Raw genomic sequence first — 22,983 nt, forward strand, 5'->3', positions numbered from 1 at the left:
CGGACCCCGCCACAAGGCCGGGGTGACGGTGATGTGCAAGGCTTGCCTTGCTCGCGTCGCCGGTCCACCATCTCCCCAGCGGCGCACGAAGACGCCCAGCAGTGGAGAGCCACCGATGCTACAACTCAGCGGGCAGGACGCGTCGTTCGTCTACCTCGAAACGCCGCATACGCCGATGCATATCGGCTCGGTCGGCATCTATGATCCGTCCACCGCACCCGGCGGGTTCGTCCGCTTCAAGGACATTTTGAGCTTCATCCAGAGCCGCCTCGGCGGCGCGCGGAGTTTCCGGCAGCGGCTGGTGCGCGTGCCGTTCGATCTTGATCATCCGTACTGGATCGAGGACCCCGAATTCGACATCGAATTCCACGTCCGCCACATCGCGCTGCCCAAGCCGGGCGACTGGCGGCAGCTCTGCATCCAGGTCGCGCGGCTGCATGCGCGGCCGATGGACCTCAGCAAGCCGCTGTGGGAATTCACCATTCTCGAAGGGCTCGACAATGTCGAAGGTTTGCCGCCGGGCTGTTTCGCGCTGATCGCCAAGGTGCACCACGCCGCGATCGACGGCATGTCGGGGGTCGAGATGTCGGCGGCGCTCCACGATATCGACGCCAACATGACGCCGCCGACCGCGACCGACGACTGGCGGCCCGAGCACATGCCGGGTGTCGCCGATCTGCTGACGCGCAGCTATTTCAATTCGCTGCTGCAACCGATGCGCGTGGTCGAGACGATCGGGCGCTCGCTCCCCGGCATGGCCAAGCTCACCGCCAGCGTGACCAAGGGCGACGTCAGCTTGGCCGGCACCAAGCTCGCACCGAAGACGCGCTTCAACGCCAAGGTCTCGGCGCATCGCGTGTTCGATGCCGCCGCGTTCAAACTCGCCGACATCCGCGCGATCAAGGACGCAGTGCCGGGTGCCACCGTCAACGACGTCATCCTCGCGATCGTCGGTGGCGGCCTCCGAGGATATCTCGAAGCCAAGGGTGAACTGCCCAAAGACACGCTGACCGCGATGGCGCCGATTTCGGTGCGCGGGGAGGGGGAGAAAGCCGCGCTCGGCAACCTCGTCTCGGCGATGGTGGTCGGCTTGGGGACGCAGATCGAAGACCCGCTCGTACGGCTGCGCTTCGTCCATGGCGAGGCCGCCAATTCCAAGGCGATGACCGGCGCGGTCGGCGCGCGCACGCTGACCGATTACAGCCAGTTGATCCCCTCCGGCCTCGCCGGGCTCGCCGCGCGGCTTTACACCCGCGTGGGCGCGGCGAATGCCCACGCCCCGGTGTTCAATTGCGTCGTGACGAACGTGCCGGGCAGCCGCATCCCGCTTTATTTCGGCGGGGCGAAGATGGTCGCGATGTACGGCACCGGGCCGGTGTTCGACGGGATGGGCCTGATCAACACGATCTACTCCTATACCGATACGATCGCGATCAGCTTCACCAGCGACCGCGCGATGATGCCCGATCCGGAGGCCTATGCTGCTGCGCTGACCGCCGCGTTCGAGGCGTTGAAGGCCGCCGCCGCCGCTCCAAAACCGGTGGCGCCCAAGCCCCCCAAATCCCCCCCGCCTGCGCCCAAAAAGGCGAAGGCATCCAAGCAGAAGGAACTGACCGCATGACCGACAAGATCCGCGATACGTTCGAAAAAATGGCCGACCCCGTCAAGAAAGCCGGCGAAGCGCTCCGCGATGCCGGGAGCAAGATGAGCGAATCCACCTCGACCGTCGGGCTCAAGATGCTCGATCAGGCCGAAGCCAATACGCGCGAAGCGTTCCAGGCGATGCGCGCCGCCGCCGGGGCCAAGGACCTGTCCGAAGTGATGAAAATCCAGGGCGATTTCATCCGCGAACAGGGCACGCGCAGCATGGGCCAGGCGCGCGAAATCGGCGAGCTGATCATGCAATTCGGCCGTGACGCGGTGAGCACGGTGCGCGGCGAGAAATAACGAGGGATGCGCGGACCGGCCCTCGTGCCGATCCGCGCCGCATGCTACGATCCTGACGATGAACGCACCCACCCCGCCCGACCCGACGCCGCCCGCGAACGACATGATCGCCGACAGTTCGTTCAAGCCGACGGTCAGCGGCACCGAACACGTCGTCGCCGCAGCGGCGTTTCATCTGGTCGAGCGCGTCCTGCTGATCCTCGTCGCGCTGATGACGATCGGCGGCGCGCTGACCGAGATTGTCGGGATTTACCAGACGCGCTCGATTACGCTCGCCGACATCTTGCAGATGTTCCTCTATACCGAGGTGATCGGCATGGTCAGCGTGTTCTACACCGGCAAGGGCGCGACCTTCATCTACCCGATCTTCATCGCGATGACCGCGCTCGCCCGTCTGATCGTGCTGCAAAGCAAGGAAATGGCGCCGGAGAATATCGTGTTCGAAGCGAGCGCGATCCTGCTGCTCGCGGTCGCGGCGGTGGTGATTACGCGGATCAGTCGGCCGGGGGCGGTGGGGGAGAAGGTGGGGTGAGTGGGGCAGGGCGTCGGGCGAGGCGCTGAACGGCCGGACAAGTTGGAAAGCAGATGCTGTGGCGTAGCCGTCAAAGCGGGACTAGCTCTGGCTATGAAGCGCATCAGTTTCTTCCTTATCGCGATGATGTTCTTGGGCGGCTGTCATCACCAGACGACCTACGCCAAGGGATGTGGTGGTTTGTCTTCGAACTGGATAACTCCGCGTGATGGACGGGGCATTATGTCGCTTCTAAGCGTTATCACCGTTCGCGCGGACGGCTCATTACAATGGAACGGTAAGAGCGTTTCGGACACCACGCTCAAAACTTATCTACAGGAAACAGCGACGCTGAACCCCGTGCCGGTGGTGCAGATCAGGTTTGCGCCGGACGTTGATTGCGATGCAGTGGCTCGGCTGCGTCGGCTGGTATCCGACACTCTAGATTGCAAGTTCGGTCAGTGCGCAGAGGGTAGTGGGAGATGGTGGCGTATTGGCGATGTCGGACCGCCCTTCGAAGCATACGATCCGCAACCAACCTTGCCGCCAAAGCAATAAGCAGCCTTTCAGCTTTTGGGCGGTATGATCGCCACGGCGGTGCTTGAACGAAGAGCAGTGGCGGGTCCCAGGGGACGTAAGAATCGTCACCCCGGCCTTGTGCCGGGGTCCACCATGCCGCGATCGCACAGTCGGCGGCGGTAGGCCGAACCCAGGTACAAGATCAGTCCACGCCGAATCGCGATCGATCGTCATGGGCAGTATTTTGCCGCGCGGTGGACCCCGGCACAAGGCCGGGGTGACAGCGAACCACGTTTGCAAACGAGGCGCGCGAGTGGGTGGTTTTAGTCACGCACAAGCCTTTCCTACACGCACCTGATTTGCGAGACCCTCGACGTGCTCTTTCCACCGTCGATCACCCCCTCGCAAACGACAGCGGCCGACCGCTGAACGTCAGCGATCGGCCGTACGAATGTTCGTCAATGCCCTAACTTTAGTGACTTTACGCGCCGCCCTCAGGCATGCCCCGCAAACGGATAGACCAACGCGCGCAACCCGCGGCGCGAGAACGGGTGCCAATCGCCCTCGGCTTGCGCCAGCCGGTCGGCCACCGCGTAGAGCACCGCCGGGTTGACGCCGAGGCCGCAATGGCTGCCATGGACTTCGATATTGTCGGTCTCGGCCGAGCGTGGCTCGACGCAGTTCTGCCAGGCGACGACGCCGTCCTCGCGCGTGTAGATCGAGGTCGAGGGTACGGGCGGCGGGCTGGCGCTTTCGCGGAGTTGCTCGGTCACGTCGGCATCGTCGATCTTCTGGCCGGTCAGCATTTCATAGGCGCGCCAGACATTGGTCGCCTTGGGCGTGCCGGTGAAGGGCGATCCGAGCGATATGACCTGGCGCACCGCATCGGGCGCGCGCCGCGCGAGCTGGCGCGCCATCACGCCGCCGAGGCTCCAGCCGATCAAGCTGACCTTCTGTCCCGTCGCCTCGTGGATCGCGTGCAACCGCGCGATCAATTTCTCGCCCTGCATCCCGATCGCCTTGGGGCCGAGATTGCGCCCGAGATCCCAGGTATGCGCATCATAGCCGATCTGCGTCAGATAGCGGCGCAGGACGGTGGTCGAAATGTCGCTCGTCACGAAGCCCGGCAGGACCATCACCGGATGCCCGTCGCCGCGCGGCGCGCTGGCGAGGAAGGGGGCCGCCATGCCGAGGCTCGACAATTCCGCCAGCGCGCGCGGCAATTCGGTCAGCGCCAGCAACGCGGAGGGCGGGGCGACCTGTGTCGTCGCATGGGGGGTGGGCATCGGGCGTTCCTTCCTTGAATTGCAGTCTAAACGTGCTGCATTGCAATATGTTTCAATCCTCGACCCCGAACGCGCGGTGTTGCGCCGCGACGCGCGCGACATCATGGCTTAATATAGCGAGATCGAAGGCATTTCCGGCGCGATCGCGCACCTGATCTTTCAGCAGCGCCTCGGCGCGGAACCCGAGGCTTTCGAACAGCATGACCGACCCGACCTGATCGGGCGTCATTTGCGCGGTCAGCTTGGCGATGCCGCGCTCCATTGCGATCGAATACATCCCCTCGAGCAAATCGCGCCCGAGCCCGGCGCCGCGTTTCGAGGGGGATACGAGTAGTCGCACCTCGCCGACATGCGCGCTCCACCCGAGCGGATCGCGCACCAACGCAGCGGTGCCGACGAACTGGCCATTTTCCTCGGCGATGAGGCTGTCGATCCAACCCTCAGCAATCGCCTCGACCCAGGCCGCGATCACGCGCGGATGCTTCAGGTCGCGGCCGAGGAAGAGCAAATCATGCTCGGGCAGGGTTTCCGCAAAGGCGAGCATCGCTGCTGCATCCTTGGCCTCGAACCGGCGGATGTGATGGCTCATTCCGAACGCTCCCCGAGCCAGTCGACCAGTTTCGGCCACAAGCGCTTGATCGCATTGCCGCCGGCGACGAGGCTGACATGGCCGCCCTTCAATGTCACCTGTTCCTTGCTCGTGCTGCCGACCATGTCGATCAGCGGCGCGGACGCGGCGGAGGGGACGATGTGATCATGCTCGGCGGTGACGTGCAGGAACGGCGCGGTGATCGCGCCCAGATCGACCCGGCGCCCGCCGACGTGCATCGTGCCCGCGTGCAACTCATTGCCCCACAGCAATTGCTTGACCGTCTGGCGGAAATATTCGCCGGGCAGCGGCAGGATATCGCTCGTCCAGCGGTCGAACATGCGGAAGGAGCGGACATAATCGTCGTTCCACAGATTGTCGGCGAGCCGGATATTGCCCGCGATGCGACCGCCCGGCCGCAGCAGATCGAACGCGGTGTAGAGATAGTCGCCGGGGCAATTGCCGAACGTGTCGACCAGCCGATCGACGTCGAAGAAGCGCCGGTCGGCCCAAGCCTGGAACATGTCCATCTTCGAGAAATCGACCGGCGTGGTGAAGCAGACGAGGTTCTTCATCGGCGCATCTGGATGGAGCCCGGCCCACAACGCGGCGAGCACCCCGCCGAAACAATAGCCGACCAGCGTGAAGTCCTCCTCGCCCGTCTCGGCTTGCACGCGGGCGATCGCGGTCGGGATGAAGTCGAGGACGTAATCCTCCATCGCCAGCGTCTTTTCATCGGCGCGCGGCGCGGTCCAGTCGAGCATGAACACGTCGAACCCGGCGTTCAGCAGATATTCGACCAGGCTTTGCCCGGGCACCATGTCGAAAATGTAGCCGCGATTGGTCGTCGCCATCACCAGCAGCAGCGGCACGCGGTACACATCGTCGACCAGCGGGCGGTAATGGTAGAGGTTCATCGTCCCGCGCTGGATCAGCAGATCCTTGGCGCACGCCCCCAGTGCGGGGGCGGAGGATGCGAAATAGCCGAGGCCCTTGATGTTGCGCTGGAGCGCGCGGTCGAACGCGGTGCGGGCTTGCGTCAGAAGGTCGGGCGCGTCGCTCAAGACTTGGTCGGGGCCGTGCGCGTGCGTTTGGGCTTGGGGCGGGGCGGGGGCGCGATCCCGGCTTGCGCCATCACGATCCCCTCGATCCGCGCGACCGCTTCCTCGATCCGGGCAAGGCGGGCGGAGATGTCGGCAACCTCGCTGCGGCTCGGCATGTTGGCGGCGGCGAGCGCGCGGTCCATCACCTGGTGGGTCGCGCCCTGCGCCTGCATCGCGGCGGCGTTGGCACCTTGCATGACGCGCGCGAATTCGCCGGTCTTGAGCGCCTCGCCGCCAAATTGATTGGTCATCTGCTCCCACTGGCCAAGCATGTCGCGGAACAGGGCGCCGGGGTCGGGTGGGTTTGCCATTGACGGCATTCTTCACCGCCCGGGCAAAGCCGTCAAGCGCCGATGCTGCACATTAAGGTGCAGCATGAATGCAGCATCATTTGGCCGTGCTGGCGTCGCGTGGTCCGCTTGGCGTGACGTCCAGCGTCGCATCACCGCCGAGCGTACGGTATAAGGTGACGAGATTGGTCGCACCGATCAGCTGGGTCGTGACCAGCGAACGCCGCGCCGAATAGAGCGAGCGTTGCGCGTCGAGGCTTTGCAGGAAGGTGTCGATCCCCCCGCGATAGCGCGCGTCGGACAAGCGATAATTGTCGCTCGCCGCGGCGTTGAGCGCGGCCTGCGCGGCCAGTTGATCGCCGATCGTGCCGCGCCGCGCCAGCGCGTCGGCCACTTCGCTGAACGCGGTCTGGATCGTCTTTTCATAGCTCGCGAGCGCCACATCGCGCTGCGCTTTCGATTGTGCGACACCGGCGCGGCCGGCGCCCGCCTGGAAGATCGGGTAACTGGCGCTCGGCGCCAGCGAATAGTTGAACGCGCCACCGGTGAACAAGCCGCTCAGCGTATTGCTGGCGAGCCCGGCGAGTGCGGTCAGCGAGATGCGCGGGAACAGTGCCGCGCGCGCCGCGCCGATCTCGGCATTGGCCGCGCGCAGTTGATATTCGGCTTGAACCACATCGGGACGGCGCAGCAGCACACCCGAATCGACGCCCGCCGGCAGCGCGACAACGGTCGCGGCGGCTTCCTCGATCGAGGTCGGCAGCAAGGCGGCGTCCACCGGCGCGCCGACCAGCAGTTGCAGCGCGTTGGCGTCCTGCGCCACAGCGGTCGTCTGCGTCGCGAGGTCGGAGCGCGCGGTCTGCACCACGATCTGCGCCTGCGCCAGATCGGTGCGCGGCGCGATGCCGCCGTCGAGGCGCAATCTGGTCAGCGTCACGCTGCGCTCGGCGCTGGCGGCGGTATCGCGCGCGATCTGCAGCAGGCTCTGGTCCGCCGCATAGGTCAGCCACGCGGTGGCAATGTCGCCCACCAGCGTGAGGCGCGTCGCGCGCGCCGCCGCTTCGGTGCTGAAATAGCGGTTCTGCGCCGCGGTGCTGAGCGAGCGGACGCGCCCGAACAGGTCGACCTCGAATGCCGTGATGCCAAGGCCAGCCGAGAAATTCTCGCGCACCCCGCCGCTCACCGGCGCGCCGCCGTTGAACGCCCGCCCGGTCCCCGCATCGCTGCGTGTATAGTTGGATGTGGCCTCGATCGCGGGCAGCAATTCGGCACGCTGAATACGGTATTGCGCGCGCGCCACCGCGATATTGGCGGCGGCAATGCGCAGATCGCGATTGTTGACCAGCGCTTGTTCGACGATCTTCTGCAGGCGCGGATCGCGGAAGATATCGCGATACGCGACGCTCGGCAGCGCCGCCTCGCTTTGCCGCAGATACGAGTCTCCCACCGGCCAGCTCGGCGGGACGGGGAGTTCCGGCCGGACATATTTCGGGGCGAACGAACAGGCCGATAGAGCGGCGAGTGAGACGAGCGTGATGGCCTTGCGGATCATGCCGTTACCTCCGTGTCCGGCGCCGGCTTATGCCGAATCTTCTTCAGCGCGTCGCGTGTGCCGCGGCGGACCAGCACGAAGAACAGCGGAATGTAGAATACCGCGAGGATCGTCGCGGTCAGCATCCCGCCGATCACCGCCGTGCCGATCGCGACGCGGCTGTTGGCACCGGCACCGGTCGAAATCGCCAGCGGCAACACGCCGAAAATGAACGCCAGGCTGGTCATCAGGATCGGGCGCAGCCGCAGCCGCGCCGCCTCCAGCGCGGCATCGATCACGCGCTTGCCCGACTTTTCGGCCTGTTCGGCGAATTCGATCATCAGGATCGCATTCTTGGCGGCCAGGCCCATCGTGGTGAGCAAGCCGATCTGCAGATACACGTCGTTCTGCAGCCCCCGCAGCGTGACCGCGAAGATCGCGCCGACCAGCCCGAGCGGAATGATCATCAGTACCGCGATCGGGATCGTCCAGCTTTCGTAGAGCGCAGCGAGACACAGGAAGACGACCAGCAATGAAATGCCATAGAGGAATGGCGCTTGCCCTGAAGACAGTCGCTCCTGATAGGACAGGCCACTCCACGCGACCGAGGTTCCGGGATATTTGGCGGCGAGCGCGCTCATCGTATTCATCGCCGTGCCCGAACTTTGTCCTGGTGCCGCTTGACCCGAAATCTCGTACGAGGAAATCCCCGAAAAGCGGGCGAGCGTCGGCGGCGTCTTGCTCCAGGCGACGGTCGAGAAAGCCGAGAAGGGCGCCATCGCCCCGCTCGATCCGCGCACGAACCATTTCGACAGGTCTTCCGGCGTGGCGCGGTACGGCGCATCGCCCTGAACATAGACGCGTTTCACGCGACCGCGATCGTTGAAATCGTTGACGTACCGGCCGCCCCAGGCGGTCGACAGCGTGGTGTTGACGTCGGCCTGGCTGAGCCCGAGCGTGCTCAGCTTTTGCGGATCGAGATCGACACGCAGTGTCGGCTGATCCTCCAGATCGGTCGGGCGCACCGCGGCCAGCGTCGCATCGGCGCGGGCGGCGGCGAGCAGTCCGTCACGCGCGGCCTTGAAGTCGGCGCGGCTCAATCCGCCGGTGTTCTGCAACTGCAGCGTAAAACCGTTCGATTGGCCGAGACCGCGCACCGCGGCGGGCACCGTTGCGTAAAATTCGACGTCGCGCAGACCACTCAGCGCCTTGGTCGCGCGCTGCGTGATCGCATCGGCACCGTTCTCGGCGCCCGTGCGATCGGCCCAATCCTTGAGCGCGATGAACCCGCGACCGGCATTTTGTCCGCCGCCGCCGCCGCCGCCACCACCCGCGACGGTCAGGAATCCGGCGACGTTCTTGCCTTCGGTTTCAGTGAAGTATTTTTCGATCTGCAGCTGCGCCTCGCGCGTCTGGTTGAGTGTCGATCCCGGCGCGAGATTGTACTGGATTTGCGCAATGCCCTGGTCCTCGGTCGGCAGGAAGCCGGTCGGCAAGCGCACGAACATGATCGCCAGGATCGCGACGACGCCGGCATAGATCAGCAGGAACAGCCATTTGCGGTCCACCACGTTGCCGACCACCGCCACGTAACCATTGGTGGTCCGTTCGAACCCGCGGTTGAACCAGTCCTTGGCCGGCTGCGTCTTGCGCGCAATCCAGCCATCCTGCTTTTCGTCCTGCTTGCGCTTCAGCAGCGTTGCGGTGAGCGCCGGGGTCAGCACCAGCGCAACCACCACCGATAATACCATCGCGGAGACGATCGTGATCGAGAATTGGCGATAGATCACCCCGGTCGATCCGCCGAAAAATGCCATCGGCAGGAACACTGCCGACAACACGAGCGCGATCGCGATCAGCGCGACGGTGATCTCGTCCATCGATTTGATCGTCGCGTCGCGCGGCGACATGTCGGGATTTTCCGCCATCAGCCGCTCGACATTCTCGACCACGACGATCGCGTCATCGACCAGCAGGCCGATCGCGAGCACCAGCCCGAACAGCGTGAGCGTATTGATGCTGAACCCGGCCAGCGCGAAGATCCCGAACGTGCCGAGCAGCACGACCGGCACCGCGATCGTCGGGATCAAGGTCGCGCGCCAGCTTTGCAGGAAGACGAACATGACGATGACAACCAGGACGATCGCCTCGATCAGCGTTTTTTCGACTTCCTCAACCGACAATTTGATGAATGCGGTCGAATCCTGCGGGAAGCTGAAGGCATAGCCCGACGGGAAGCTCTTCGACGCGCGCTCGATCTCGGCCTTGACCAGCTCGGCGGTGCCCAGCGCATCGGCACCAGGAGCGAGGCTGACCGCAATACCCGCGCCGGGATGGCCGTTCACGCGGCTGGTTACGCCGTAATTCTCCGCGCCCAATTCAATCCGCGCAACGTCGGACAGGCGGACGGCGGACCCGTCTGGTTGCGTTTTCAAGACGATGTTGCGGAACTGTTCGGGCGTCGAAAGGCGCGCCTGCGCGGTCACGATGGCGTTGAGCACTTGCTCGGGCACGTTGGGGGTGCCGCCAATCTCGCCGGCGGCCACCTCGGCATTCTGCGCCGAGATTGCGGTGATGACATCGCCCGGAATCAGGCTGAAGCTGGCGAGCTTGTTGGGATCGAGCCAGATCCGCATTGCATATTGCGCGCCGAACACGTTGATGTCGCCGACGCCCTTGATGCGCCCGATCGTGTCCTGCAGGTTCGACACGAGATAATCCGACACGTCCTGATTGGTGGTGCGGTCGCTGGTGTCATAAATTGCCGCGATCAGCAGAAAATCGGGGTTCGATTTGGTGACGGTCAGGCCCTGTTGCTGGACCTGTTGCGGCAAGCGGGGCAGGGCTTGCTGCACCTTGTTCTGCACCTGGACTTGCGCGATGTCGGGGTTGGTGCCCTTGGCGAAGGTCGCCGAGATCGAGACCTGACCGCGCGAGGAAGACGATGTACTGAAATAGAGCAGGCCATCGATGCCGGTCAGCTGTTGCTCAATTACCTGCGCGACCGAATTTTCCAGCGTCTCGGCCGATGCGCCGGGATAGCTGGCACGGATATTGACGTTGGGCGGCGCAATGTCGGGGAATTGCTCGACCGGCAGCGTGTAGATCGCGCCGATGCCGGCCAGCATGATGATGATCGAGATGACCCAGGCAAAAATCGGCCGGTCGATGAAGATGCGCGAAATCACGGCGCGATCAGCTCTTCGGTGTGTCGGAGGAGGGCGCTTTGATCGTTTGCGGTGTTCCCGCCGCGACGGGACGGATTGTCGCGTCGGCCTTCACCTTGCCCACGCCTTGCACGATCACTTTGTCACCCGCCGCAAGCCCCGCGGTCACCACCCAATTGGCCCCCAGCGTGCGCGTGGTGGTGACTTGCTTCGACACCGCCTTGCTGCCGCCCTTGCCGTCGGGGACGACGACGAAGACCGTCGCATTGCCCTTGGGATCGCGCGTGACCGCTTGCTGGGGAATGAGGAAGGCATTGGTGTCGATCGATTGCGCGAACGATGCGCGGACGAACATGCCGGGCAGCAGCAATCCTTGCGGATTGGGGAAGCGCGCGCGCAACGTGACCGTGCCAGTCGCGGCATCGACCATGACCTCGGAGAATTCGACCGTGCCGACCATGCCATAATCACTGCCATCCTCCAGCTTCAGCCGAACATCGGCACTGGCAGCAGCGGCGCCGCCACTGGCGAGGGCGCGGCGCAAGCGGAGCAAATCGGCGCTGGCTTGCTGGATATCGACATAGATCGGGTCGAGCCGCTGGATCGTCGTCAGCGGGTTGGCCTGGCTGGCGGTGACGAGCGCGCCTTCGGTGAACAGGGACCGGCCGATCCGCCCGGTGATCGGTGCGGGAACGGTGGTGAAGCGCAAATTGATCCGCGCGGTATCGAGCGCAGCTTTCGTCTGCGCGACGGTGGCGGCGGCCTGCCGCGCCTGGGCGGCGGCATCGGTATAATCCTGCTTGGCGACGGCCTGCATGTCGGCGAGTGGCTTGTAACGCTCCGCCTTGACGCGCGTTGCCTCGGCATTGGCGGCTGCGCTGGCGAGGTTGGCGCGCGCTTCATTGCTCGAGGCGCGATAAAGGCTCGGGTCGATCTGATAAAGCGGCTGGCCCTTACGGACGAGTGCGCCCTCGGTGAAGAAACGGCGGCGGATCAGCCCGGTTACCTGCGGACGGACTTCGGAGCTTTGGTAGGCCGCGGTGCGCCCGGCAAGCTCGGTGACGATCGGCACGCTGCTTGGCTGGACGACTACAAAGCCCACCTCGGGTGGACCCTTGGCGCCGCCGCGGCCGCCCTTTGCCTGATCGCCAGAACCTGAACTGCACGCGCCAAGCGCGAGCGCCGCTACACCCAAAATGCCGATCACACGACGAGAAGAGGCCCGAACTATCATTGCGTATCCATCGATCCGGTGCTGTTTGCGCGCGGAGGATGCCTCATGCAGCCACAACGCCGTCTGTTAGCGATTGTTCCGGGCCTGAATCAACTATCCCGGTTCGGCCCTTTCGCAGTGCAGCATTCACTAACGCAGTTTCGCGATGCTCAGCGAGTCCGCCTTGGCGCGGTCCTTGGTTGATTCTTCGCTACGCTTGAGCGCTTTGGCGATGGCTTTGAGCGCTATGCCTTTTTTGGCAAGCGTGTGCAGCTTCTGGATTTCGTCGGTGGTCCAGGGTTGCCGGTGGCGTTCGAATCGATCTTCGCTCATGGCGCTGGCGATACCGTGCCGGAGGCGGATGCGCCAGCATACCCGCATTCCCGACACACTCTTGCGACACATCGCGGCTAACGGCATCCGCGAACGGATTATGGAATCGTGATGAAACGCTCTTCGACCCTGCTCACGCTTGCGCTTGCGGCAACCCCGACCTTCGCCCTGGCTCAGCAGCAGAAGCCGACTCCCGCCAGGCCGGCTGCGCAACCTGCCGCGATCTCGGACGAGGGCGACGACGGTGGCGACATTGTCGTGCGCGGCGCGCGGCCGCCGGGTTCGGTGATCGGCGACATTCCGCCCGAGCAGCAACTCTCGCCCGCCGATATTCGCTCTTACGGCGTCAGCTCGGTGACCGAATTGCTGGCCGAGCTTGGACCGCAAATCCGCAGCGACCGTGGCAGTGGCGGTGCGCCGGTGGTGTTGCTCGACGGCAAGCGTATCTCGGGCTTTTCGGAAATCCGCGATTTGCCCACTGAAGCGATCGCCCGCGTCGATATCCTGCCCGAGGAGGTCGCGCTGAAATATGGTTATCGCGCCGACCAGAAGGTCGTGAATATCGTGCTGCGCCGCCGTTTCCGCGCGGCGACGGTCGAACTGGCGGACCGTGTGCCGACGGCGGGCGGGCGCCATGCCCCGCAAGCCGAGCTCGATTTGCTCAAGATCGCCAACAAAGGGCGCGTCAACCTCCATCTGGAATATTCGGCCACCACGGCCTTGACCGAAAGCGAGCGCAACATTGCCGCGACGGCCGCACCCGGCGGGATCGACCAGCGGCCGTTTCGCACGCTGCTGCCCTCGACCGAGGCGTTTAACGCCAACGCGACCTATGCGCGCAATTTCGGCGACATTTCGGGGACCTTCAACGGGACGCTCGGGACGACCACCAGCAACGGGCTGCGCGGACTGCCGGCCAACGCGCCGAATGGTGATCAGTCCGCCCTCAACCAGCGCAATTCCACGATCGCCACGCATTTCGGCACCGCGTTTAACGGCGTGCTGGGCACATGGCAGTGGACGCTGACCGGCGGCTATGATCACAATGAAGCAAAGACGCTGACCGATGTCGGGTTCGATCCGACCACCACGCCCCCGGGCGCGTTGCCGGCGAGCCGTGGTTCGTCGATCTCGAATACCGGGCAAGTCGACGCGTTGCTCAATGGCGCGCTGTTCAAATTGCCGGCGGGCGATGTGTCGACGAGCGTCCGCGTCGGCGGCGATTTCAACAGCTTTTCGAGCCAGTCGTTTCGGGGCGGGGTGAGCACGCCGGGTGCGGCCTCGCGCAACAGCGGCAATGGCCAGATCAATGTCGATCTGCCCCTTACCAGTCGCACTAAAAATGTGCTGGCGGCGGTCGGGACGCTGTCGGTCAATGGCAATTTCGCGGTCGATCAGCTTTCCGACTTCGGGACGCTCAAGACGATCGGCTATGGCCTCAACTGGTCGCCGATCGTGCCGCTCCGGATCATCGCATCGATCACCGATCAGGATGTCGCGCCAACTCCGCAACAACTCGGCAACCCGCAGATCGTGACCCCGAACGTGCCCGTGTTCGATTATGTGCTCGGCCAGAATGCGCTGGTAACGACGGTCTCCGGCGGCAATCGCGGCTTGATCGCGAGCAACAGCCATGTCCGCAAGCTCGGCGTAACGTTGAAGCCGTGGAGCACCAAGGAGCTGACGCTGTCCGCCAATTATGTCGATGCGCGCGTCGAAAATCCGGTCGTTGCGTTCCCGAGCGCGAGTGCGGCGATCGAAGCGGCGTTCCCGTCGCGTTTCACGCGCAGCGGCGGGGTGTTGCAACGGATCGATTCCAGTCCGATCAATTTTGCGGAAACCAGCCGGTCGGAACTGCGCTGGGGGATCAATTTCTCGACCGCGCTGAAATCGAAACTGCAAAAGCAGATCGAGGCATGGCGTGCGGGCAAGGGCCCCAATCCGTTCGCCGGCCTGAAAATTCCGGCGAGCGTGCAACGCCAGATCGACCAGGCGCGCGCCGAACGCGGTGGCGGGCAGGGTGGCGGTGACCGTCCTGCTGGCGCGGGCGGTGGCGGGCCGGGCGGAAGTGGACCGGGTGGGGGCGGGCCGGGCGCAGGCGGGCCGGGCGGGGGCCCCGGCGCGGGCGGACGCGGCGGCTTTGGCGGATTTGGCGGCTTTGGCGGCGGCGGACCTGGCGGGCGCGGCGGCCCGGGCGGTGGGCGCTTGCAGTTCGCGCTGTATCACACTTGGCACTTCACCGATCGCGTGCTGGTCCAGCAAGGCGGCCCTGCGCTCGATCTGTTGAATGGCGATGCCACCGGCGGCAGCGGCGGGCAGTCGCGGCACGAACTCGAAGGGCAGGCGGGATATAGCAATAACGGCATCGGCGTGCGGCTGTCGACCAATTGGCAAAGCGCGACGCGCGTCAATGGCGGCACGCCCGTCAATCCCCAGACCTTGCGCTTTTCGGACCTCGGCACCGCGAACCTGCGGCTGTTCGCCGATCTCGGCCAGCGGATTGAGCTGATCAAGAAATATCCGTGGCTGCGCGGCACGCGCGTGGCCTTTTCGATCGATAATCTGTTCGATGCGCGGCAGCGCGTGACCGATGCGCGCGGCACGATACCGGTCGCGTATCAGCCCGATTATCTCAACCCGCTTGGCCGGACGGTGCGGATTTCGGTGCGCAAGCTGTTTTTCTGAGCCTGCGGTCATGCGCTGGCGGCATAGCATCTGAACCTCGAAGGCCGTTGACGGGGGCGGCGCGCACCGTAAGTGGAGCGAGACCCCCGTCTAGGATACCGCCCATGAAGACCCGTGCCGCTGTAGCGTTCGAAGCGAAGAAGCCGCTTGAGATCGTCGAACTCGATCTGGAGGGGCCAAAGCCGGGCGAAGTGCTGGTCGAGATCATGGCGACCGGGATCTGCCACACCGATGCCTATACGCTCGACGGGCTCGATTCGGAGGGCTTGTTCCCGAGCGTGCTCGGGCATGAGGGTGCCGGGATCGTTCGCGAAGTCGGCGCTGGCGTCACGAGCGTAAAGCCCGGCGATCACGTCATCCCGCTCTACACCCCCGAATGCCGCCAGTGTAAATCGTGCCTCAGCGGCAAGACGAACCTCTGCACCGCGATCCGCGCGACGCAGGGCAAGGGTTTGATGCCCGATGGCACCTCGCGCTTCTCCTACAAGGGGCAGACGATCTTCCATTATATGGGCTGCTCGACCTTCTCGAACTTCACCGTCCTGCCCGAGATTGCGGTCGCGAAGATCCGCCAAGACGCGCCATTCCAATCGAGCTGCTATATCGGCTGCGGGGTCACCACGGGCGTCGGCGCGGTGATCAACACCGCCAGGGTTCAGGTCGGCGACAATGTCGTCGTCTTCGGCCTCGGCGGCATTGGCCTCAACGTGCTCCAGGGCGCGCGGCTGGCGGGGGCCAACAAGATCGTCGGCGTCGACATCAACCCCGACCGCGAGGAATGGGGCCGCAAGTTCGGCATGACCGACTTCCTCAATTCCAGGGGGTTGAGCCGCGAGGACGTCGTCGCGGCGATCGTCGCGATTACCGATGGCGGTGCGGACTACACCTTCGATGCGACCGGCAACACCGAAGTGATGCGCACCGCGCTCGAGGCGTGCCACCGCGGCTGGGGCACCTCGATCATCATCGGCGTGGCCGAGGCGGGCAAGGAAATCACGACGCGCCCGTTCCAGCTCGTCACCGGGCGCAACTGGCGCGGCACCGCGTTCGGCGGGGCGAAGGGCCGCACCGACGTGCCCAAGATCGTCGATATGTACATGACCGGCAAGATCGAGATCGACTCGATGATCACGCACGTCATGGGCCTGGACGACATCAACAAGGCGTTCGAGCTGATGCATGCGGGGAAGAGCATCCGCAGCGTGGTGGTTTACTGACGCATCCTAAGCGTCAGGCCGATCACGCGCGGGTCGCTCGGCGTGCCGAGGATCAGGCCGGAATTTCCCGCCTGGATCGTGAGGTTCTGGATGTAGTTCGCGCCGAGGAGGTTGCGCACGAACACGCCGATCTCAAGCCCGTTCTTCGCGCGGTAGCCAAGGCTGGCATTGGTGACATTATACCCGTCGATGAGCGTGTAGCGCGACAGCGTCGGCTCACCGGCATAGCTGCTGCGGAAATTGGAATCGGCATGCAGGATGAACGCGCCCGGCCCGACCGGCAGCGTGTAATCGCCGCCGATTGTGGTCGACCATTTCGGTAGCCCCGCGAGCGATCGTCCGGTCAGATTGCATGCCTGCGTGCCGCTGGTCAGCGCTTCGAGCGAGCAGGGGCCAGCGGGATAGCGCGCATAGGTGCCATCGGCATAAGCGACACTGCCGCGTAGCTGGAAGTTCGGTGTCACGTTTGCGGTCACGTCGGCCTCGAACCCCTTCACCGTCACCGTGGGGATATTCGAGAGGTAGCCGCGCAGCGCGACGGTCTGGCTGCTGTCAACAATCGTCGCCTGGAAATCGCGCACATCGGTGTAATAGCCGGCGAGGTTGACCGTCAGCCGCTGGTCGAACAGTCCGGCCTTGATCCCGCCTTCATAAGTCTGGTTCAGCTCGGGGCGGACCACGGCAGTGGCGAGTGCGGGGCGATTGCTCGCGTCAAGCGGCAAGCCCGACAGGTTGATTCCGCCCGATTTGAAGCCGCGCGCATAGCCGCCATAGAGCAGGATTGCGTCGGTCGCTTGCCAGGCGAGATTGGCGCGGCCCGAAAGATTGCTCTCGCTATCTCGCGCGGCATAGCTTTGCCCGCGTAAGACCCCCAATCGCGCGTTGATCAGCGTCTGGTTGGTGACGCTCGGCCCGCCGAAGGTGAAGGTGTCGTACGTCCCGTCCTTCACTTCATAGGTATAGCGCAGCCCCGCGCTGAGCGTGACGCGCGGCACGATCTTGTACGTCACCTCACCAAAGGCGGCATAACTGTCTTCCTTTAGCCGCGTGCTACCATCGGTGCCATAGCCGTCGAGCAAATTGCCCGGCACCGCGACCGCCGCAGCGCCCGTGCCCGTGCCCGTGCCCGTGCTGGTGCCGATGAGATAGCGCGCACCCGCCGGGCCATAGATACTGATCGGACGCCCGGTGATCGTCTGGTCGAAGAAATACAGCCCTGCGACATAGCCGAAGCGGTGTTCGCCGTTCGAGGCGAGGCGCAGTTCCTGGCTGAACTGGTCCTGCCGCGATGGGATGTGCTGCGTGATCTGCACGGGAATCCCGGTGTAATCGCGGTCATTGGCGGCATCCCAATTCCAGAAGCGCCACGCGCTGACCGAGGTCAGCGTGCCGAGTCCGCCGAGGTTCCAATCGGCGATCGCGGAGACGCCGCCCTCATTGGTATCGACGCCAAGCTCGGCGTCGATATCGGTCAGCCGATCGTACGGATTGGTGCTTGGCGGCGCATAGCCGAACTGTGCGGCAAGGCCGGTCGGCCCGGCATATTGCCGCGTGGCCGAGCGCAGCGGGCTGACATCGGCGGCGCGCAGATAGACTTGCGTACAGCATTCGCTTTGGAAATTCGTGAAATCGGCGGTCAGGCGCAGCTGGAAATCCGCGGTCGGCGTGACCAGCAACTGCCCGCGTATCGCCTGATTGCCGATGCCGTTCTGGGTCGCACCGGTGCGCGTGTTGTGGATCACGCCGTCGCGCCGGGTTACCAGCCCGGAGAGCCGAAATGCCACCGTATCGCCGATCAGCGGCCCTGTTGCGGAGGCCCGCGCCTGCACGAAGGTATAGCTGCCGACCGAAAGTTCCGCATCCATTTGCGGCGTGAAGCTCGGCGCTTTGGAGGTGACGCTGATCGCCCCCGCCGTCGTATTCTTGCCGAACAACGTGCCTTGCGGCCCGCGCAGCACCTCGATCCGCTCGAGATCCGAGAAATCGAACGCGGCGGTGGCCGGGCGCGCGTGATAAACCTGGTCGACATAGAAGCCGACACCCGGTTCCAGCCCGTCATTCGCCTGGCTCACCGCGACGACGCTGCTGCCGAGCCCGCGGATCGTGAAGGCCGTATTGCGCGGGTTGGCCGAACTGTAATTGAGCACGGGCACGAGCACGCTCAATTGCTGCGTGTTGACCGTGTAGGAGCGCCGGATCAGGTCGTCCCCGACCACCGACACCGCGATCGGGACCGTCTGCACATCCTCCGTTCGCTGGCGCGCAGTGACGACGATGTCGGACGTTGCGTCATCGCCCGAAGGTTTGGCCGACGGGGCACCCTTGGCGAGCGCCGAGAGCGGGGCGCAGGCTAGCACCACCCCTGCAGCGGTTCCGGCCAAGATCATCGATCGCATGAAAATCCCCGTTCTGATGCCGCAAAGCGCGTCGGCGACTCGCCATATACCGTCGGATATAGAGATGGGAAGTCGGCGTTGCGCAAGGCACGGTGATCGGACGGGGCGAGACGCCGTGTCGCGTTCGATCTTGCCCTTGTGGCCTTTGGCGATGCGCGTGATAGGGGCGTCGCTATTGCCCGGACGCTCCGCGCGTTGAAAGTTTCACCCATACGATGCGCCCTTTCCTATTCCTGCCAATCGCCGCGATCGTCCTTCCCGTCCCGGTCCTCGCGCAACAGTCGGAGCCGGAAACCGATGCCCCCGACATCGTCGTGCTCGGTCGCCCGTTGCCGCCGCCGCCGGGCGTCCCGGCGTATGGCTCGGTCACGATCGAGCGCGCGCGGCTGACCGGGGACGCCTCGGGTCGGGTCGAGAATGTGCTCGCCGATGTTGCAGGGTTTCAGCAATTCCGCCGCTCCGACAGTCGGTCGGCCAACCCGTCGGCGCAGGGCGTGACGCTGCGCGCGCTGGGCGGCAATGCGTCGAGCCGCGCGCTGGTCTTGCTCGACGGGGTGCCGCTGGCCGATCCGTTCTTCGGCTATATCCCGTTCAATGCGCTTGCCGCCGACCGGCTGTCGAGCGTGCGAGTCACGCGTGGTGGCGGTGCGGGGGCGTTCGGGGCGGGCGCAGTCGCCGGGACGATCGAACTGGCAAGCGCGACCCGGCGCGAGTTGCCGCAAGTCGCGGGGGAAGCGTTCTACGGTAGCGCCAATGCGCTCGAAGCGGCGGGCAGCATCTCGCCCGATGTCGGCGGCGGCTTCGTCAGCGTGTTCGGAAAGTTTGAACAAGGCGATGGCTTCTTCACGACGCCCATCGCGCAGCGTTCTGCTGCAACGGTGCGCGCGCGTTATCGCGACTGGTCGGGCTCGCTCCGCGCGGTCGTGCCGATCGATGCGCAGACCGAGCTACAAGCACGCGGGCTGCTCTACCGCGACAATCGCACATTGCGCTTCGCCGGTGCCGATAGCAGTTCCGAAGCGGAGGATGCGAGCATCCGGCTGATCCGCCGTGGGGATTGGGCGGTCGATGCGCTGGCCTATGTTCAGGCGCGCAACTTCACCAATCGCGTGATCAGCGCGACCACCTCCAAACTGACGCTCGACCAGCGCAACACGCCCGCGACCGGCGCGGGTGGCAAGATCGAATTGCGTCCACCGGTCGGGCCCGATCATGTCTTGCGGCTCGGCGCTGATGCGCGGATCGGGGAGGGCGTGCTGTATGAAGACGCCTATGCTGTGACCGGCCTCGTCACGGCGCGGCGCACCGCTGGCGGTAGGACCAGTACGACTGGGCTGTTCGTCGAGGATGACTGGACGCTCGGACGGTTGGTGCTGACCGCCGGTCTGCGCGGGGACCGCTGGACGATCACCGACGGCTTTTTTCGCGAGGCGAACGCGCTGGGCACGCCGACCACCGACACGCGTTTCGGCGATCGCCACGGAGTCGAGGGCACCGGACGGGCAGGCCTGTTGTTCCTTGCCAGCGCCGCGGTGAAGCTGCGCGCGGCGGGGTACACCGGCTTCCGCGTGCCGACGCTCAATGAACTGTACCGGCCGTTCGTGGTGTTCCCGGTTACGACGCAAGCCAACGCCGCGCTCGGGCTCGAGCGGCTGCGCGGCGTGGAAGGCGGGATCGACCTCACGCCCGCGCGCGGCGTCACACTGGGTGTCACCGCTTTTTACAACCGGCTCGAAAGTGCCATTGCCAACGTCACGATCGCCGCCAACACGCGCCAGCGTCGCAATGTCGACGGAATCGTCGCCAAGGGGGTCGAAGTGACCGCGCATGCCGCGCGCGGCGGCTTCTCGCTCGATGCCTCCTACGCGTTCAGCGACAGCAAGGTCCGCGCTTCGGGGGTGTCTGCGCCGTTGAACGGGTTCAGCCCGGCACAAAGCCCGCGGCACACGGCAAGCGCAACGCTTGCCTGGGAACGCCACGGTCTGGGCGCATCGCTCACCGCACGCTACGTCGGTCGACAATATGAGGACGATCTGCAGACCGACATTCTCCCTGCTGCGACGACGCTCGATGCCGTGGCACGGCTGCCGCTCGGGCCGCATGTCTCGCTGATCGCACGTGCGGAAAATGTGCTCGACCAGGCGGTCGTCACGCGCAACGCAGGCGGCTCGATCGACCTTGGCACCCCGCGCACGCTGTGGATCGGGATGCGCTTCCGATGATCCGTGTCCTGCGGCCCGGTCACCGCGCGTGTGTTCGCGGCATATGGGCAGCGAACGGACTTGGTGATAGGCTCGCCGAGATGATCGAACAGCCCCTTTCTCGGCGTAACGCCCAGTTGATGGGGTGTCAGCCTGACCAGGCTCGATAAGCGCGTCCAGGCGCTCGCCGTCTGCCTGTCTGGCGTGGCGGGCTATGTCGATGCCGTAGGGTTCCTGCATTCGGGCGGCTTTTTCGTGTCGTTCATGAGCGGTAATTCCACGCGCCTTGCGGTAGGCCTGGCGCATTGGACCACGGCTGCGGCGATCGCGGGCGGCTTGATCGGTAGCTTTGTGATCGGCGTCACACTCGGCTCGCTGTGCGGATCGCTCAATGAGCGACATCGCCGCTCGATCGTGCTGGTACTGGTTGCTGTGGTGCTGGCCGGCGCGGCGGCGCTCGGTACGGCGGGTTCCACCTGGCGGGCCTTGGCGCTGACGGCGCTGGCCATGGGGGCGGAGAACGCCGCGTTCGAACAGCCCGGCGGGGGCAGCATCGGCCTGACCTACATGACTGGGACGCTCGCCAAAATCGGGCAGGGGATCGCCGCGATGTTGCGTCGCCGGGGCGGGTTCGAATGGTTGTCGTATGTCGCGTTATGGGCGGGTCTCGTCGCAGGCGCGATCCTTGGTGCCGCAGTGTACGCGCAGATCGCGATGGCGGCGCTGTGGTTTGCGGCGGGTGCGTCGGCGATCCTGGCGATCGTCGCACGGCGGTTGCATGTCGGCTAGGTAGTTTCCGACCCTGCGTTGCGTCGGCCGCGCCGTGATATTATGTTGCCGAAACAGTCAAACGAGGACGATCATGACCGAGATCTCCGCTGCGGCATCGCCGCCAATCCGCCATATCGTGGTGCTCGGCCATCCCGACCCGCAAAGCTTCAACCACGAAGTCGTCGAGCGCTATTGCAACACGGTGCGCGAGATCGGTCACGAGTGCGTCGTGCGCGATCTGTATGCGTTGGATTTCGATCCGCGATTGCGCTCTGATCGGCGTCCTGGCCATGCGACGGGCATGTCGGCCGATGTCGCGCGCGAAATTGGCCTGTTGCGCGATGCCGATGTGCTGATCTTCGTCTATCCGATCTGGTTCGGCATGCCGCCTGCGATCATCAAGGGCTATGTCGATCGCGTGCTCGGCGTCGCGCTGACGCCGTCGGACATTCGCGACGAGAATCCGGATTCGGTGCTGGCGGGAAAGTGGTTCGGCACGTTTTCGAGTTCGGCGACCACGCGGATCTGGCTCGACGAGCACGGCCAGATGGAATCGATTCGCCAGGCGTTCGACCGCTATCTGATGGGAATTTTCGGGCTGCGCGATGCCGGCCACGTCCATTTTGGCGCAATCGTCGAAGGAATGAACGCCCGCTTCGTGCGCGAGAGTCTGTACGAAGTGGAAGAGCAAGCGCGTAAGATGTGCAGTGCCGCCGCCGCGGCCCGCCATGCGGTTAAGGCGAAGGAAGCGGTCGCGGCGCTGGCCGCGACGTAAGGCGATCAGGCGACGAGGGCGGTTTGCGGCACAGCGCGTTCGATTGCACGCAGCAAAGTGGGCGCGTTGAACGGCTTTTGCAGGACGATCGCATTAGGCTCTGTGCGCAGGACACGGTAGCAATCGCCCGTGGCGAAGATGAGCGGTACCGACAGCGTGATCGCGATTTCCTCGGCCGCAGCAATGCCGCTGCCGCCGCGCAGGCTCGCATCGATAATCATCAGATCAGGCATATGCAGCAAGGCTGCGGCGACCGTTTCCGCTTCGGTCTCGGTGGTTGCGCAGATGCGGTGGCCCAACGCCTCTAACAGATCCGACAAAAACATTGCGATCATCGCATCGTCTTCGGCGATCAGGATGCGCAAGGCAGGCATGCGGCGATGATGCCGTCCGGCAGAATTGGAAAACAGGATCGGAAACTACTTAGGCCGGCGGGGGCCTTGCCGAAT

The 22,983-nt window shown here is 64.8% G+C and carries 19 protein-coding genes; 9 read left to right on the forward strand and 10 right to left on the reverse strand.

What is annotated here, in order from left to right:
• Nucleotides 1-115: 115 nt before the first annotated feature.
• From IEV62_RS13365 to IEV62_RS13380, 4 genes are all read left to right on the forward strand, one after another.
• The gene (locus IEV62_RS13365; protein ID WP_188448296.1) at nucleotides 116-1,621 is read left to right on the forward strand and encodes a WS/DGAT/MGAT family O-acyltransferase; all 1,506 of its coding nucleotides are present in this window, start codon (nucleotides 116-118) and stop codon (nucleotides 1,619-1,621) included.
• Nucleotides 1,618-1,947 (forward strand): phasin family protein, encoded by a 330-nt coding sequence (locus IEV62_RS13370; RefSeq protein ID WP_188448298.1) that lies wholly within the window; start codon nucleotides 1,618-1,620, stop codon nucleotides 1,945-1,947. Before IEV62_RS13365 ends, IEV62_RS13370 begins: the two co-directional genes overlap by 4 nt.
• A gap of 58 nt (nucleotides 1,948-2,005) precedes the next feature.
• Nucleotides 2,006-2,479, forward strand: coding sequence for a phosphate-starvation-inducible protein PsiE (locus tag IEV62_RS13375; RefSeq protein WP_229733133.1), 474 nt, complete (start codon nucleotides 2,006-2,008; stop codon nucleotides 2,477-2,479).
• A 93-nt stretch (nucleotides 2,480-2,572) separates the two neighbouring features.
• Entirely contained in the window at nucleotides 2,573-3,016 is a 444-nt protein-coding gene (locus IEV62_RS13380; RefSeq protein ID WP_188448300.1) for an ExbD/TolR family protein, read from the forward strand.
• Nucleotides 3,017-3,471: 455 nt separating this feature from the next.
• Here IEV62_RS13380 and IEV62_RS13385 read toward each other — a convergent pair whose 3' ends face one another.
• The 8 genes from IEV62_RS13385 to IEV62_RS13420 form a co-directional block, all read right to left on the reverse strand.
• Entirely contained in the window at nucleotides 3,472-4,263 is a 792-nt protein-coding gene (locus IEV62_RS13385; RefSeq protein ID WP_188448302.1) for an esterase/lipase family protein, read from the reverse strand.
• A gap of 52 nt (nucleotides 4,264-4,315) precedes the next feature.
• Nucleotides 4,316-4,852 (reverse strand): GNAT family N-acetyltransferase, encoded by a 537-nt coding sequence (locus IEV62_RS13390; protein ID WP_188448304.1) that lies wholly within the window; start codon nucleotides 4,850-4,852, stop codon nucleotides 4,316-4,318.
• Entirely contained in the window at nucleotides 4,849-5,916 is a 1,068-nt protein-coding gene (locus IEV62_RS13395; protein WP_188448306.1) for an alpha/beta fold hydrolase, read from the reverse strand. Before IEV62_RS13395 ends, IEV62_RS13390 begins: the two co-directional genes overlap by 4 nt.
• On the reverse strand, nucleotides 5,913-6,266 hold the full coding sequence (locus IEV62_RS13400) for a poly(R)-hydroxyalkanoic acid synthase subunit PhaE (RefSeq protein WP_188448308.1): 354 nt from the start codon (nucleotides 6,264-6,266) through the stop codon (nucleotides 5,913-5,915). The genes IEV62_RS13395 and IEV62_RS13400 overlap by 4 nt, the downstream gene beginning before the upstream one ends.
• Nucleotides 6,267-6,342: 76 nt before the next feature.
• Nucleotides 6,343-7,797, reverse strand: coding sequence for an efflux transporter outer membrane subunit (locus IEV62_RS13405; RefSeq protein WP_188448310.1), 1,455 nt, complete (start codon nucleotides 7,795-7,797; stop codon nucleotides 6,343-6,345).
• A complete protein-coding gene (locus IEV62_RS13410) occupies nucleotides 7,794-10,964 on the reverse strand; it encodes an efflux RND transporter permease subunit (protein WP_188448312.1) in 3,171 nt (1,056 codons plus the stop codon). Before IEV62_RS13410 ends, IEV62_RS13405 begins: the two co-directional genes overlap by 4 nt.
• A gap of 7 nt (nucleotides 10,965-10,971) precedes the next feature.
• Nucleotides 10,972-12,177 (reverse strand): efflux RND transporter periplasmic adaptor subunit, encoded by a 1,206-nt coding sequence (locus IEV62_RS13415; protein ID WP_188448314.1) that lies wholly within the window; start codon nucleotides 12,175-12,177, stop codon nucleotides 10,972-10,974.
• Nucleotides 12,178-12,306: 129 nt separating this feature from the next.
• Nucleotides 12,307-12,489 carry a hypothetical protein gene (locus IEV62_RS13420; protein WP_188448316.1) on the reverse strand — a complete coding sequence of 61 codons (183 nt, stop codon included), beginning with the start codon at nucleotides 12,487-12,489 and terminating at the stop codon, nucleotides 12,307-12,309.
• A gap of 111 nt (nucleotides 12,490-12,600) precedes the next feature.
• Here IEV62_RS13420 and IEV62_RS13425 point away from each other — a divergent pair, with 111 nt between their 5' ends.
• Both IEV62_RS13425 and IEV62_RS13430 read left to right on the forward strand, forming a co-directional pair.
• Nucleotides 12,601-15,174: a TonB-dependent receptor gene (locus IEV62_RS13425; protein WP_188448318.1), complete on the forward strand. Its 2,574-nt coding sequence runs from the start codon at nucleotides 12,601-12,603 to the stop codon at nucleotides 15,172-15,174.
• Nucleotides 15,175-15,278: 104 nt separating this feature from the next.
• The gene (locus IEV62_RS13430; RefSeq protein ID WP_188448320.1) at nucleotides 15,279-16,391 is read left to right on the forward strand and encodes an S-(hydroxymethyl)glutathione dehydrogenase/class III alcohol dehydrogenase; all 1,113 of its coding nucleotides are present in this window, start codon (nucleotides 15,279-15,281) and stop codon (nucleotides 16,389-16,391) included.
• Here IEV62_RS13430 and IEV62_RS13435 read toward each other — a convergent pair.
• Complete coding sequence (locus IEV62_RS13435) at nucleotides 16,385-18,787, reverse strand: TonB-dependent receptor (RefSeq protein ID WP_188448322.1); 2,403 nt, start codon at nucleotides 18,785-18,787, stop codon at nucleotides 16,385-16,387. The genes IEV62_RS13430 and IEV62_RS13435 overlap by 7 nt on opposite strands.
• A 215-nt stretch (nucleotides 18,788-19,002) precedes the next feature.
• On the opposite strand from IEV62_RS13435, the gene IEV62_RS13440 reads away from it, so the two are divergent.
• The 3 genes from IEV62_RS13440 (at nucleotide 19,003) to IEV62_RS13450 (ending at nucleotide 22,534) form a co-directional block, all read left to right on the forward strand.
• The gene (locus IEV62_RS13440) at nucleotides 19,003-21,009 is read left to right on the forward strand and encodes a TonB-dependent receptor (protein ID WP_188448323.1); all 2,007 of its coding nucleotides are present in this window, start codon (nucleotides 19,003-19,005) and stop codon (nucleotides 21,007-21,009) included.
• Between the two features lie 132 nt (nucleotides 21,010-21,141).
• Nucleotides 21,142-21,777 (forward strand): YoaK family protein, encoded by a 636-nt coding sequence (locus tag IEV62_RS13445; RefSeq protein WP_188448344.1) that lies wholly within the window; start codon nucleotides 21,142-21,144, stop codon nucleotides 21,775-21,777.
• A 73-nt stretch (nucleotides 21,778-21,850) separates the two neighbouring features.
• Nucleotides 21,851-22,534 (forward strand): NAD(P)H-dependent oxidoreductase, encoded by a 684-nt coding sequence (locus IEV62_RS13450; RefSeq protein ID WP_188448325.1) that lies wholly within the window; start codon nucleotides 21,851-21,853, stop codon nucleotides 22,532-22,534.
• A gap of 5 nt (nucleotides 22,535-22,539) precedes the next feature.
• On the opposite strand, the gene IEV62_RS13455 is transcribed toward IEV62_RS13450, so the two are convergent.
• Complete coding sequence (locus IEV62_RS13455; RefSeq protein WP_188448327.1) at nucleotides 22,540-22,908, reverse strand: response regulator; 369 nt, start codon at nucleotides 22,906-22,908, stop codon at nucleotides 22,540-22,542.
• Between the last annotated feature and the right edge of the window lie 75 nt (nucleotides 22,909-22,983).

The organism is Sphingomonas psychrolutea (assembly GCF_014636175.1).
GTDB lineage: Bacteria > Pseudomonadota > Alphaproteobacteria > Sphingomonadales > Sphingomonadaceae > Sphingomonas > Sphingomonas psychrolutea.